The sequence below is a fragment of the Chryseobacterium sp. PTM-20240506 genome (assembly GCF_048296755.1).
GTDB lineage: Bacteria > Bacteroidota > Bacteroidia > Flavobacteriales > Weeksellaceae > Chryseobacterium > Chryseobacterium proteolyticum.
On sequence record NZ_CP182581.1, the window covers coordinates 3576714 to 3590529 of the forward strand.

Annotated in this window: 11 protein-coding genes, 3 tRNA genes and 1 riboswitch; of the genes, 5 read left to right on the forward strand and 9 right to left on the reverse strand. The window is 36.4% G+C overall.

Annotation, left to right across the window (positions count from 1 at the left end; genetic code table 11):
- The first annotated feature begins 13 nt into the window (after window positions 1–13).
- The 5 genes from ACNFU2_RS15890 (at window position 14) to ACNFU2_RS15910 (ending at window position 8030) form a co-directional block, all read left to right on the forward strand.
- On the forward strand, window positions 14–967 hold the full coding sequence (locus ACNFU2_RS15890) for a transporter (RefSeq protein WP_306613472.1): 954 nt from the start codon (window positions 14–16) through the stop codon (window positions 965–967).
- Between the two features lie 100 nt (window positions 968–1067).
- Window positions 1068–1252, forward strand: a riboswitch (cobalamin riboswitch).
- A gap of 111 nt (window positions 1253–1363) precedes the next feature.
- A complete protein-coding gene (locus ACNFU2_RS15895; RefSeq protein ID WP_306613474.1) occupies window positions 1364–3391 on the forward strand; it encodes a TonB-dependent receptor plug domain-containing protein in 2028 nt (675 codons plus the stop codon).
- On the forward strand, window positions 3388–4524 hold the full coding sequence (locus ACNFU2_RS15900; protein ID WP_306613476.1) for a YncE family protein: 1137 nt from the start codon (window positions 3388–3390) through the stop codon (window positions 4522–4524). The genes ACNFU2_RS15895 and ACNFU2_RS15900 overlap by 4 nt, the downstream gene beginning before the upstream one ends.
- A gap of 13 nt (window positions 4525–4537) precedes the next feature.
- Window positions 4538–5731 carry a cell surface protein gene (locus tag ACNFU2_RS15905; RefSeq protein ID WP_306613478.1) on the forward strand — a complete coding sequence of 398 codons (1194 nt, stop codon included), beginning with the start codon at window positions 4538–4540 and terminating at the stop codon, window positions 5729–5731.
- A gap of 25 nt (window positions 5732–5756) precedes the next feature.
- Entirely contained in the window at window positions 5757–8030 is a 2274-nt protein-coding gene (locus tag ACNFU2_RS15910; protein ID WP_418122280.1) for a DUF5074 domain-containing protein, read from the forward strand.
- 254 nt (window positions 8031–8284) lie between these two features.
- Here ACNFU2_RS15910 and ACNFU2_RS15915 read toward each other — a convergent pair whose 3' ends face one another.
- From ACNFU2_RS15915 to ACNFU2_RS15955, 9 genes are all read right to left on the reverse strand, one after another.
- On the reverse strand, window positions 8285–9076 hold the full coding sequence (locus tag ACNFU2_RS15915) for a T9SS type A sorting domain-containing protein (RefSeq protein ID WP_306613482.1): 792 nt from the start codon (window positions 9074–9076) through the stop codon (window positions 8285–8287).
- Window positions 9077–9391: 315 nt separating this feature from the next.
- Window positions 9392–10600: an MFS transporter gene (locus ACNFU2_RS15920; RefSeq protein ID WP_306613484.1), complete on the reverse strand. Its 1209-nt coding sequence runs from the start codon at window positions 10598–10600 to the stop codon at window positions 9392–9394.
- A 65-nt stretch (window positions 10601–10665) separates the two neighbouring features.
- Complete coding sequence (locus tag ACNFU2_RS15925) at window positions 10666–11325, reverse strand: FadR/GntR family transcriptional regulator (RefSeq protein ID WP_418122283.1); 660 nt, start codon at window positions 11323–11325, stop codon at window positions 10666–10668.
- Window positions 11326–11470: 145 nt separating this feature from the next.
- Window positions 11471–11542 (reverse strand) — tRNA-Glu (locus ACNFU2_RS15930).
- A 70-nt stretch (window positions 11543–11612) separates the two neighbouring features.
- Window positions 11613–11684, reverse strand: a tRNA-Glu gene (locus tag ACNFU2_RS15935).
- Between the two features lie 11 nt (window positions 11685–11695).
- Window positions 11696–11950 (reverse strand): 30S ribosomal protein S20, encoded by a 255-nt coding sequence (gene rpsT / locus ACNFU2_RS15940; RefSeq protein WP_273650527.1) that lies wholly within the window; start codon window positions 11948–11950, stop codon window positions 11696–11698.
- A gap of 67 nt (window positions 11951–12017) precedes the next feature.
- Complete coding sequence (locus ACNFU2_RS15945; protein ID WP_172284615.1) at window positions 12018–12338, reverse strand: hypothetical protein; 321 nt, start codon at window positions 12336–12338, stop codon at window positions 12018–12020.
- An 11-nt stretch (window positions 12339–12349) separates the two neighbouring features.
- Window positions 12350–12424: transfer RNA gene (locus ACNFU2_RS15950), tRNA-Glu, on the reverse strand.
- A 58-nt stretch (window positions 12425–12482) separates the two neighbouring features.
- Entirely contained in the window at window positions 12483–13775 is a 1293-nt protein-coding gene (locus ACNFU2_RS15955) for an N-acetylmuramoyl-L-alanine amidase family protein (RefSeq protein WP_172284613.1), read from the reverse strand.
- Window positions 13776–13816: the final 41 nt, after the last annotated feature.

A 13816-nucleotide genomic window follows, 5' to 3' on the forward strand; every position in this document is an offset into this window, starting at 1 on the left:
ATTTTAATCAAACATGAAAAACATTTTTTTAATAGTATTGGGTTTATTTTTATGCCAAATAGCCTATGCAGAACCCATAAGAGACAGTTTGTATATTCCTGAAAATAGCTTTAACCCCAGCAAATTTTTTGATGATGATTGTGATGCTTGTGGCTGTGCTGCAGGAAATGGATCATCAGGATTTGAGTCTTTGCTTAATCCTCAATTTATAGGAATAAAATATTTTGCACAGCATTATAAAGCCAAAGAAAACCTTTTTGTGAATGATCTCACCCAGGATCAGTACTTCAATACCATCCAGTTATGGGGAAAAGTTCCCATTACGAAAAAGCTGAGTGCTTACGTGAGTCTCCCTTTTCAGTTTCATGAAAAAAAAACAATGCAGGGAGACATCAGAATTAATGGAATAGGGGATCTGAATGTAATGGGTATTTATCAGCTGATCAATTCTAAAGATGCATCTCACCAATTAAATGGAGGATTAGGAATAAAAGTTCCGTTAGGAAGATTTGATGAAAAAGGAATTACGGGAGTGAATCCGAGTTTCCAATTGGGAACAGGAAGCTGGGATTATCAGATGGTTGTGAATTATAAATACCAAAAGAACAAAGTTGCGGTAATTGTTAATACGGATTATACTGTTAAAGGTGAAAATAAGAAGTATTATCAGTTTGGAAACCAATGGAACTATGCAGCTACCGGATTTTATCAGCTTTATGCGGACAAAAAAATGATCTTTTCCGGGAAAGCCGGATTACAGGGAGAAGTATATGATAGGAATAAGCAATTTGATGAAGCCTTACCGGATACTGCCGGAAGTGCTTTATATGGAAAATTAGGCTTTGAACTTTCCTATAGTAAATGGAGCCTGGGTAGTGAACTGATGCTTCCTGCCTATTCAAACCTAGCGGGTGGAAATATTGAAGCTAAATCCAGATTCAGTGTGTTTATTAACTTTGGGATATAAAAATCAAATGAACATTCCGTTACTCATGTAACGGAATGTTTGTTTTTATTCTGTTGAAAATCATTTTATTAAGTATAATATTGTTTCTAAGAAGAATTTTCTATCTTTGCCGGAATCTGGTGAGCTGTAAAAGGCTTTTAAAAGGGAATCCGGTGTAAATCCGGAACAGACCCGCTGCTGTAAACTCTAAACCAAAATTTTTGATGTATATATCCACTGTTTTTAATGGGAAGGATTTCAAAAATGGAGTAAGTCAGAAGACCTGCCAGAAGATTTAAGTTTGATGCTTTCGTGGAATAAAGCTAAGGACAACAATGCTTCTGTGCAGCTATGGCTGTACAATGTTATTGCTGCTTTCTTATATCCATTAGTGTCAAGATTATTCTCAATGAGCTAATGGAACCGAAATTTACTTTTACAACTAAAAAAATAATTATCACAATCCTTGTGCTAATTAACCAGCTTTATTTTTCTCAGTCAAGAGATAGTATAAAGGAAAAAGGGATCCTTCCGGTTACCATTTATAAAAAAGATTTTAAAGAAATTCTTCCCGCTCAAACTCTTTCAGGAGAACAGCTGGAAAGGTTGAACAGCCAGTCCGTAGCCGATGCATTACGCTATTTTTCGGGAGTACAGATCAAGGATTACGGTGGAATTGGCGGATTGAAAACGGTTAATATCCGAAGCATGGGTAGCCAGCATGTCGGTGTTTTCTATGATGGGATTCAATTGGGAAACGCACAAAACGGGGTCATCGATCTGGGAAAGTTTTCGCTGGATGATATCGGAGAAATTTCATTATACAACGGACAGAAAAGTGAGATCTTTCAGCCTGCAAAAGATTTTGGATCTTCCGGCTCAATTTATCTCCAACCCAAGACTCCTTATTTTTCCGGAAATAAAAAAACGAATCTTGTACTTAGAATAAAAAACAGTTCAATCGATCTTTTCAACCCGTCATTTCGATTGGAGCAAAAGCTTTCAGATAAAATTTCCGCAAGTTTCAGCTCCGAATTTATACAGAGTGACGGACAATATAAATACAAATACCAGAAAAAACACCCCGATGGTACTATAGCCAATGATACAATTGCAACAAGATATGATTCTTATATTACTGCCAAAAGATTTGAGACCAGCCTGCAGGGAAATCTGAATAATGGAGACTGGAATGTCCGGGGCTACGGATATATTTCAGATCGTGGGATTCCCTCAGCAATTGTGAATAATGGTTTTGATCCGAAAGGACAAAAATTACTTGATAGAAATTATTTTGTTCAGGCTCACCTAAGGAAAAAAATATTTCCAAAATTTGAGACTCAGCTCAAAGCTAAATTTGCCTACGACTATACCCGGTATATGGATACGGTAAATGTAGCTGAAACGGCTTTAAAAACGGATAATACATATATCCAGAGAGAATTATATTTATCATCTTCCAATATTTACTCAATTACACCAAACTGGGATGTTAGTGCTAATGTTGATTTCCAGTATAATAATCTGGATTCCGATCTTAAGCTTTTCTCATTTCCCACGCGTTATACCTCATTGGTTGCTTTTGCAACCACTTACCAATGGAACCGGTTTAAGTTTCTTGGAAGTGTTTTAGGCACTTTTATTCGGGAGAATGTTGAACGTAATTCCAAGTCGCCGGATAAGAGTGAATGGACACCCTCTGCATTTTTGAGTTACCAGCCACTGGCCTTTAAGAATTTAACAGTGAGAGCATTTTATAAAAGGATTTTTAGAATGCCGACTTTCAATGACCTGTACTATACCATGATCGGGAATGTTTTTCTTAAACCTGAATTTACCAATCAATATGACGTAGGTTTTACTTATCAGAAGACTTATAACCATCAGGTTCTGAAAAGTATTTACTTCAAGGCAGACGGGTATTATAACAAAGTGGAAAATAAGATCATTGCAGTGCCCACAACCAATCTTTTCAGATGGATGATGACGAATCTTGGAGATGTTCATATCATAGGATCAGATGTGAATATACAGGCTGAGCTGGACCTTGGGAAAGTAATATTGAAACCATTGTTGAGCTATACCTACCAAAGTGCACGCGATTTTACTGAAAAAGGGGAGTCATATTATGGAGATCAGATTCCTTATGTGCCATGGCATTCAGGAACTTTTACTTTGATGGCTGATTATAAGGAGTGGAGCTTTAATTATAGCTTTATGTATACGGGGAAACGTTATGATGCACAACAAAACAATATTGAATATAATCTCATCAGACCCTGGTATACACACGATTTATCGATTCAGAAAAGGTTTAACTGGTATTCTCACCAGCTCAAGGTAAGCTTTGAGGTCAATAATACTTTGAATCAGCACTATGATGTGGTAAGGAACTATCCAATGCCAGGAAGAAATTTTAAACTTATTGTAAGCTATACATTATGAAAAAAATAAGCTATTACGTGTTCTTATTTATTGCGTTTTCATTACTGTCATGCAGAACAGATGAATACACTCCGAAAGAAGAAGTTGAGACGGGTCTTACACAACCGGAAAATACTGCAATCAAAGGTTTTTATGTTTTGAATGAAGGAAATATGGGGAGCAATAAATGCACACTTGATTTTTTTGATTATACAACAGGAAACTACAGAAGGAATATTTATGCAGAAATTAATCCCAATGTTGTCAAAGAATTAGGCGATGTGGGAAATGATATTCAGATTTACGGAGGTAAATTGTATGTTGTGGTGAATGTATCCAATAAAATCGAGGTGCTGGATGCAAAAACAGCAAAGCGAATCAAAACAATCCAGTTACAAAACTGCAGGTACATTAAATTCAAAGATGGAAAAGCCTATGCCAGCAGTTACGCTGGGCCGGTTGATATTAATCCTAATTCTCCTAAAGGAAAAGTTGTGGAGATTGATACGACTTCCCTTGCTATTCAAAGACAAGTTACCGTAGGATATCAGCCTGAAGAAATTGAGATTGTGGGAAACCAGCTTTTTGTAGCTAATTCAGGAGGGTATATGGTTCCAAATTATGATAAAACTGTTTCTGTGATCGATCTCAATACATTTACAGAAAGTAAAAAAATAAATGTTGCAATCAACCTTCACCGCCTTAAAAAGGATAATTACGGGGATTTGTATGTAAGCTCAAGAGGAGATTATTACAATGTACCATCAAGTTTATTTCTCGTTGATGCAGCAACCGGAACTGTGAAAAAAGATTTTCATCTCGCAGTGAGTGAAATGACCATTGTGAATGATAAGCTTTATTACTATGGAAATGAATTCAATTATAATACCCATTCTTATACTAAAACTTTTGGAATTATTGATGTAAAGACCGAACAGGTGATTTCTGATAAAATTATCGATCAGGAATATGCAGATGCAATCAAGGCTCCTTATGGAATTGCTGTAAATCCCATTACTGAGGATATTTATATTACCGATGCGAGGAATTATGTATCCACGGGATTTGTCTATTGCTTTAATAAAAATGGTCATTTTAAATGGAAAACGGAAGGAGGGAATATTCCGGCTCACTTTACCTTTTTATATAAATAACTGAATCTTAGATATGGACAGAAAAATTTTAAAAATAATACCTGCTGTACTGGTTATATTTCTTTTAACCGGAATATCAGGATGTAAAAGTGACAGAGATGAAGAGTCTTCATTTAAGGGATTGGAAGAGTCTTACACGATCAATCGTTTTAAGGTACTGAATATTCCCGCAAATGTTCCTGGTAAACTCACCTGGAGTATTAAAGATTCCATTATTTCTGAAGGATCTGAACTCGATTTTATCAGCCCTTACGCGAAGACATATCCACTGACACTGAAAATAGAACAAAATGGAAATGTGAAAACATATCAATCTACCATTATTGTAAATAAGGAGCCGGGTTCCTACAGTAAATATATTGCCAGTGTACTGGATTTCCGCCCTGCAATAGGACAGTTTACCAATGAAATTCCTGAATATCTTGCTGGAAATACAGCCAATACTATGTTGCAAAAAGCCAGGGAATCTTTAATCGGCTCAAATTCCACAATGATCAGTTTAGGAGGATTCGGGGGCTATGTTGTTTTTGGGTTTGATCATACGATTCCAAATATGAACGGCCGGGATTTTAAGATTCTTGGAAATGCTTTCTGGGGAAATAATGCTAACGATCCACGTTCGGGTTCTTGTGAGCCGGGAATTATTATGGTGGCTTATGACAGAAATAAAAACGGGAAACCTGATGATAATGAATGGTACGAAATTGCTGGAAGCGAATATTTTAAAAATACAACCGTAAAGAATTACAGCATCACTTATTTCAAACCCAATGAAACTAAACTTCCTGTTCCCGGAAGTGAGCCATGGCAAACTGATATCGAATATATTAAATGGCAGGATAACCAGGGAAATACCGGATTTAAAACCAAAAACGGGTTCCATGACCACAGCTATTTCCCTTTATGGATTTCTGATGCTTCTTACAGCTTGTCAGGAACTAGATTACAAAACAATTTTTACGATCAGAGTGGAAATGGGTCTTATTGGATTGGTAAATCATATGACTTTGGATACGCGGATAACGCTCCGAATAATGATGAGGCATCCAATATTGATATTTCCTGGGCTGTAGATAAGAGCGGAAAATATGTAAAGCTTCCGGGGATCGATTTTGTAAAAGTGCATACGGGAATCAATCAGGAAGCAGGCTGGCTGGGAGAAGTGTCTACGGAAGTAGCAGGAGCGTACGATTTATACATAAAATAAAATTCAACAATAAATTTATTTAAAAATGAAAAAGATCTATCTTTTAACATTACTGTTATTCTTTGCATTTTTCACGAATGCACAGATCACAGTTCAGGGCGTGCCCCGAAATGACATCAAACAAAATTCAGTACATAAAAATGGGCTGAAAACAACAACTACCGTAACCAGTTTTTCTGATATTCAGTACTGGGTGGGGACGGGTTCTAAAAAGGCGGCTTTTGTTGTCCAATGGAATGATGGAAAAAATCCTGATGCTTTAGTTTGGGGATTTAAGTGGGATGGAAATGCTACAGGAGAGGATATGCTAAAGGCCATTGCTAAAGCGGACCACCGTTTTTATTCTTTGCTGTATCAGGGAACTACTTTCGGAACAGCGATCGGAGGACTTGGTTTTGATCTGAACGGACAAGGGACCAATGGATTATACAAGAATAACAATGTAACATATCCATTGTATCCTTTAAATGGTATCGTCAATACGACAGCATATGATTTTGATGATTATACAGCGATAGATGCGGCTAATGATCACTGGAAGTCTGGCTGGACTACCGGATACTGGTCTTATTGGGTGAAGAATCCTACAGATACCGATTTTGGATATTCTAGTTTAGGTGCCAGCAGCCGTACTTTAGAAAACGGAGCATGGGATCTTTGGAATTTTTATCCGGGAATGGTTGATCAGCCGATTTCTACAACATTAACACCAGTATCCGCTTATGCTTCACCGGCAACTTTTACAGATGGCTATTTTATGGTAAATGAAGATTGGTATGGGCATACCAATGGCTCTGTTAATTTTGTAAATAATAATGGACAGATCAACTATAGAATATATAGTGACAAAAATAATAATGAAGCATTCGGAGCTACTACACAGTATGGAACGATCTATGGTGATAAGTTTTACTTTATTTCGAAACAGGCTGCTGATGGAGGTGATACACAATATACACCTGGAGGGAGACTTGTTGTAGCGAATGCCACTACCATGCAAAAGATCGCTGGATTTAATACTATTGGAGGAGGAGACGGAAGGTTTTTCCTGGGTGTCAATGAACATAAGGGATATATTGGGACCACTACCGGAATCTTTTTATTTGATATTGATAATTTGCAGGTTGGAACTTTAGTGCCCGAAACTAATGTTAAAGGCCAGATTGGGAATATGATTCGTACATCGCAATATGTATTTGCTGTGACACAAAACGGGGGGATTCTTGTGATCAATCCGAATACCAACGCTGTTGTTCAGACTATTGCAGGTGCATTTTATTCAATTGTGCAGGCTAAAGATGGAAGTGTTTGGGCGATTCAGCAACAGAAATTGGTGAATATCCATCCTACTACTTTTGTAACAACAGATTATGCTATTCCTACCACTAAATACATTGGAGACTGGGGAGCATGGTATGCCGGAAGATTGACGTATAGTACCAAACAAAATGCGCTGTACTGGATCAACTCAATTAATGCATTCTCTTCGGGTAGCCAGATTGTGAAATTTGATGTTACCAATAAAACATTTAACGAAAGCTTTGCAGCAATTCCAGGACAAACGGGAACTTACAAGCAGATTCCTTATGGAGCTGCTTTGCGTGTAAATCCTGTTACGGATGAATTGATTTTGAATACAACAGAAAGTGGTTATGGAGCACACTATCAGAAAAACTGGGTACATACATTCAGTAGTACAGGAGCTCTTACCAATACTAAAATATTAAATGATTATTATTGGTTTCCTGCGGTTACCGTGTTCCCGGATACTATTGCTCCAGTTGTACAAAGTACATTCCCATCACAAACTACAGTGAACAGTACGACTACCATCGACCTTAAAACAGTGGTTTCTGATGCTGATAACCTTTCGTTAGCTATTGTAAAAACTGTAAAGTCCAATAGTAATTCAGGAGTTGTAAATGCTGTGATTAATACAAATGATGAGTTGGTATTAACACCACAAAATACGGGAACTTCTACAGTTGTTATAAGCTTTAATTCAAATGGAAAGCTTGTGGAAAAATCACTTGTAGTAAATGCTAATTTGTCTACATTAGGAACAGCAGACGTTAGAAAGCTTGAATTGGGAATTTATCCTAATCCTGCGACAGATGTTCTTAATATTAAAACTCAAGATAAAGTATTGAATACGGTGGTATATGATGCTTCCGGAAAAATTATTCCTACTCAGTTCAGTAATGGACAAATCAATGTAAGCACTCTTACTAAGGGGATCTATATTCTAAAGGTGGTTACTGACAAGGCAGTTTATCAACAAAAATTTATTAAGAATTAAATTCTTAAAGAATAGTTTATACATTAAACCCTCTATCATGTGATAGAGGGTTTTTTATATAGATTAAGGGCTTTTGTAAGATACCATGAAACAGATTATATATCCGTTTTTTAACTGATTACCCGAACGCTTACTCTAGCAGAGTTGAAAATATTCAGCGACAGAATGATCATTATTATTCTAAATTGATTACAAATAAATACGGCAGGCTTTTAGCCTGCCGTATTTTTCACATGTTGTTATTACATGTTTTTTTATTTAATCATGATTTTACGAGAGTATATTTTTCCTTCTTTTGTTGTAAGGGTCATAATATAAACTCCTTCCGGTAGTGTAGATTCAAACGTTTTTGATTTTAGTTTTGAACGATACACTTCTTTTCCTGATGTATTGATTAATGCAACATCAGATCCTTCGAAAGGTACATTTCCATCAAGGGTAACCTGACCATTCTTGCTGTATGCCATTAAACTGATGTGTGGATCTTTGTACTGATAAGCGTAATAAATACGGAAACCTCCATTAAGGTTAAGCAATCCTGAGTTAAGGCTTATTTTCACACGGTCGAAAGGTTTGTTCATAGTAAGTTCAAGAGCTCCTCTACTTGCATCTGTACCGCCCAACTTAAGCACATCATCAAAGATGTTCATATAATCATTATTGGAAACATCGCCAAGAAATGTCTCTACAGATAATCCACCTATTAATTGTGCAGTAAGAATAGATTGATCTGTACCAACACCAATGACAAGTTTATTCGTATCAGCAATGATATTGGACGTAGGGAAAATCAGAGTCTGTTCTGTTCTTCCTAATAATCCAATAGGAACAAGTAGGGTAGAGTAGTCGTTTTCGTTACTGCCTACTGCGTTTTCTGGATTTTGTACAAAACAAGCAACACAGATACCATATGCCCGGTTTGTTTGACTGCTTGCGTACACTTTGTTAAGTTGTGCAAAAGACATTGTGTTCATTAGGAACAATAGTAAAGAAGCCAAGACTACTTTTTTCGTCATGCTTTGGCCTGCGAATAGATTTGTTTTCATATGTTAGAAATTAGTTTTTAGAATTTTAAAATTACAAAAAAAAAGGTTACGATAATGTATTTATTTCATATTTATGTGATTTAATAATGATTTTTAATTTTTCCTTAACCTAAGCAAGTCGTTGAAAATGAAGTAATCCCTTATCTATAAAGGGATGTCAAATATTGTATTATGTATTTTAATTCTACCTATAGTGGAAAAAATTCATTAAGAATTAACGATGGCTTAATGTATAATCTATTGAAAATGAGACTAAAATAATCCCCCTTTACCATGTATAAAGGGGGATTACATTTACCAAATTTATAATTATAATCAGTGTTTTTTTGTTCCTTTTATATTAGGCAAAAATGCGGTAATAATACCCATAAGAGGTAAAAAAGCACATATTTTAAATACATATTCTATGCTGGTGTCATCTGCTACCGCCCCCAGAACAGCAGATCCTATACCTCCCATTCCAAACATGAATCCGAAAAACAACCCGGCTACTAATCCGATTTTATCCGGCATAAGATCGGTAGCGTAAACCAGAATAGCAGAGAAAGCGGATGCAATGATCAATCCGATAAGAATTGCAAAAATAACTGTCCACATCAAAGAAAGATAAGGAAGACAAAGCGTGAAAGGAGCAGCACCCAAGATAGAAATCCAGATTATTTTCTTTCTGCCGTATTTATCACCCAGTTTGCCACCAAGGATCGTTCCTACTGCAACTGCTGCAAGGAACATGAACAAATACAACTGGGAATCCTTTACTGAAATATGAAACTTATCAATAAGGAAAAATGTGAAGTAATTGGTCATTGATGCCAGATAGATGTATTTAGAAAATACAAGGGCTAAAAGGATAGTAATTGAGAATATTACTTTTTTTCTTGAAAGATCTATGTGTACGACCATATCTGAATGTTTTACTGTCTTTCTTATGGATAGCCTTTCAGCATACCAGTTTCCAATTCTCCATAAAACAATAATACCAATGAAAGCAGCTATAGCAAATAGTCCCACATAACCCTGGCCTAAGGGAAGGACTATAAGTGCAACTAATAAGGGACCGATTGCACTTCCCGAGTTTCCTCCCACCTGAAATATAGACTGGGCCAGCCCTTTCTGGCCACCGGAAGCCAGTTGGGCAACCCGTGAAGCCTCAGGATGAAAAACGGAAGATCCCATTCCGATGAGTGCAACTGAAATGAGAATAACATAGTACTCATGTGCTGCCGCAAGGAGTAATAATCCTGCCATGGAAAGCGCCATACCTATAGCCAGTGACCTTGGATTAGGTTTTTTGTCTGTGTATATACCAACAAAGGGCTGTAGAATAGATGCGGTAAGCTGGAACACCAGGGTAATAATACCAATCTGGGAAAATGACAGCTTAAACTCTCCCTTTAGAATGGGATACAAGGAAGGAATTGTAGATTGGATCAGGTCATTTAAAAAATGAGAAAAGCTGATCATAAAGAGAATGGGATAAACAATCTTATGGGTGTCAATTGTTTTTGTCTGTACAGTGTCCATAGAATAATAGTTTTAATTCATCTTGTCATCTGATGAATTTTAAGTTGTTAATAGAAAATCTTTTTTTATAATAGTTTGTGAATTATTTTTTCAGCAACAAGAGCCGCATTAGCCGCATCTCTGTTCTTAATATATTCATAGAGTTCCGCATGCAATTTCTGTGAAATCCTGAATGCTTCAGTATTGTTTTTATGGCTGCTTTCAAAGACTCTGAGGACTTGTCTGCTGGCTATTTTATAAATTTCTTTCAGGAGTTTATTTCCACACGCTTCCGCTATGGATAAATGGAAATTGATATCAGCCTGGTAACATTCCAGTGCCATATTTTCTTCCGCAAACTTATTTCTCAGATCCAGATATTCTTTTATGGTTTTCAGTTGGGCTTCCGTATGATTGAGAGCTGCTTTTGCAGCAACTTTTGACTCCAGCAGAGATCGTACTTCTTCTACTTCTTCAATTTCTGCATTGCTCATCTGGGTTTCCAGAGATTCCTGGACATTTTTTGAAACCACAAATGTACCTACACCTTGCTGTACACTTAATACACCTTTAATGGATAGTATTTTAATAGCCTCGCGAATACTCGAGCGTCCCACACCATATACTTTCATCAGTTCCGGCTCCGTAGGTAGCTGATCACCGATTGAATAAGTCTCATTGAGTATTCCTTCGGTGAGTCTTTCTGCAACTTCCTGAGCTAATGTCTTTTTTTGGATCTGTGTCATATACATCTTATCATCTGATGACTGCAAAGGTAGGACTTATAGTATATATTGCAAAGAGATATATAAATAAATTTTTAAAAATCTCGTCTTTATGAATGAGAGGGACTATAAAACAAAAAGCTGCAAACATTGTTTGCAGCTTTTGTAGCCCGTAGGGGAATCGAACCCCTCTTACCAGAATGAAAATCTGAGGTCCTAACCGATAGACGAACGGGCCATCTACCATTACACTAAGATATCTTAATGTGTTAGATTTTTTGTTTTTATAAGTTTACAACTCTTATTAGTAGCCCGTAGGGGAATCGAACCCCTCTTACCAGAATGAAAATCTGAGGTCCTAACCGATAGACGAACGGGCCAACTATCCGTATTACGCTAATTTATTAACGTGCTTAGTTAATTTACTTTTCAAGTTAGCAGCCTTGTTTTTGTGGATAATATTTTTCTTAGCTAATTTATCCAACAAAGAGATAACCTTTGGCAATTGCTCTGCAGCAGCAGCTTTGTCTTCTTCATTTCTCAAAACCTTCATTGCTGTTCTAGCAGTTTTGTGGTAGTATCTGTTACGAACTTTTCTAACTTCGTTTTGTCTAATTCTCTTTAATGCTGATTTATGATTTGCCATATCGTTCAAATGTGAGTGCAAAAGTAAAAACTTTTTTTTTATCTGCCAAATTTATTTTTAAATAATTTCAATTTTCTTCAGATAAATATTTTCTCAGTTTGTCTATTGCTTGTTCTATTTTAAAATTTTCTTGTTCCTTATCTATTTTCTTGATAATATTTCCCAACATTATCATTGCGTTGTTCCATTCTCCAGTAGTATTGGTGAAAGTTAGTCCATCTATAGTTACTTCAAAGGCTACCCTCTCTCCATACCTGTAAAGTCTGAAACTTATCTTGTCATCTCTGCCTATTATCCCATCTTCATTAACTTTCAAGTCGTAACTTTTTGGGTTAGAGTGGATCTTCTTAAAAAGCAATGTTGCTTCTTGAATTTTTAAATCCGGCATGATATCAAATTTGGTAGCCTATAGGGGAATCGAACCCCTGTTGCAAGAATGAAAATCTTGAGTCCTAACCACTAGACGAATAGGCCAAATTTTGAGGTTGCAAAAGTAATAATTAACTTCTTAACTTCAAAATTATTTTTTACACTATCTGTAAACTTTTTGTATGATAGTATTCTTAATGCCCTTTGTCTCAAGCTCTTTCTGGATTTTCACAGCATCTTCCAATGTGTATACTTTTCCATAAGTGTAGTAGAAAACTCCACTTTCTTTATTCCTTTCCACGTCTTTCAGGGTCTGGAGAATAAATGAGTTACCATTTAATTTATCTCCTACATATACCTCTATCGTATAGTATCCGGTACTTAGTTTTTGGTTAGGCATAAATCCTACGGCAAATGCATTTTTGAATCCGGCATCTTTGGCTGTTCTAAGGTTAATATCTTTTACGGAAGCCATATTCGTTACTCCATAATAATATTTGTACAGTCCGTTTTCTTTGATAGGAAGAATGTAATTCAATCCTTTAAGAGCTGGATCTCCATCATTGTATTTAGTAGGGGAGCTCATTAGCAGTATCCTGAAATCATTTTTTAATGCAACTTCTACAGGTTTTTCTGGTTCAGGCTTTTTGGTTGCGATCATAGAAGGACCTCCTGACTTTCTGTCAATTGCTTTTTTATAATCGATAATCGCCTGATAGATACTTTCTGCAATCTCTTCCTGTCCTCTGTCCGAGGCTAAATAGTGACTTTCTTCTGCATGATTGATAAATCCGGTCTCAATAAGTACGGAAGGCATTGCATTCATACGAAGAACGTGCAGGTTCTTTTGGAAAACACCTCTTGAAAATCTTTTGTCTTTATTTACAAAGTTATCTTCTACCAATCCACCGAATAATAAGCTAGATTCCAGGTATTTGCTTTGCTGAAGCTTTAATGCAATCAGAGATTCCGGAGAGCTGGCATCATAGGAACCAAAGGTCTGTCTGTCTTTTTCATCAAGAAAGATCACATCATTTTCCCTTTTGGCAACTTCCAGGTTGGTGTCATTTTGGTCAGGCCCCTGTACATAGGTTTCTGTTCCGTAAGCTGAAGATCTTTGTGCCGAGTTACAGTGTACCGAGATAAAAAGGTCGGCTTTGCTTCTGTTCGCGAGATTGGTTCTGTCGGAAAGAGAAGGATATTCGTCAAATTTGCGGGTATAGATTACTTTAAAGTCTTTATTTTTTTCAAGCATCCTTCCTAATTTTAGGACAACTGAAAGGGTTACATCTTTTTCAGCAAGAAGTCCAATATCACTATAAGTCCTCTTCGCCCCTGAATCACTCCCTCCATGTCCTGCATCTAAAACGATCGTAAATTTTTTTTGTGAAAAAATAAATTGGCTCAAAAGAATGAGGATAAATGATAAAATTATTTTAAATTTTTGTTTGTACATCTTACAGTTTTAAAAATTATATTAATTTTGAGCCTTAATTA

Coding starts and splice junctions, on each gene's coding strand:
- ACNFU2_RS15905 (WP_306613478.1), top strand. CDS start 4,538: ATGGACAGAAAAATTTTAAAAATAATACCTGCTGTACTGGTTATATTT.
- ACNFU2_RS15945 (WP_172284615.1), bottom strand. CDS start 12,338: ATGCCGGATTTAAAAATTCAAGAAGCAACATTGCTTTTTAAGAAGATC.
- ACNFU2_RS15915 (WP_306613482.1), bottom strand. CDS start 9,076: ATGAAAACAAATCTATTCGCAGGCCAAAGCATGACGAAAAAAGTAGTC.
- ACNFU2_RS15920 (WP_306613484.1), bottom strand. CDS start 10,600: ATGGACACTGTACAGACAAAAACAATTGACACCCATAAGATTGTTTAT.
- ACNFU2_RS15895 (WP_306613474.1), top strand. CDS start 1,364: ATGGAACCGAAATTTACTTTTACAACTAAAAAAATAATTATCACAATC.
- ACNFU2_RS15900 (WP_306613476.1), top strand. CDS start 3,388: ATGAAAAAAATAAGCTATTACGTGTTCTTATTTATTGCGTTTTCATTA.
- ACNFU2_RS15925 (WP_418122283.1), bottom strand. CDS start 11,325: ATGACACAGATCCAAAAAAAGACATTAGCTCAGGAAGTTGCAGAAAGA.
- ACNFU2_RS15955 (WP_172284613.1), bottom strand. CDS start 13,775: ATGTACAAACAAAAATTTAAAATAATTTTATCATTTATCCTCATTCTT.
- ACNFU2_RS15910 (WP_418122280.1), top strand. CDS start 5,757: ATGAAAAAGATCTATCTTTTAACATTACTGTTATTCTTTGCATTTTTC.
- rpsT (WP_273650527.1), bottom strand. CDS start 11,950: ATGGCAAATCATAAATCAGCATTAAAGAGAATTAGACAAAACGAAGTT.
- ACNFU2_RS15890 (WP_306613472.1), top strand. CDS start 14: ATGAAAAACATTTTTTTAATAGTATTGGGTTTATTTTTATGCCAAATA.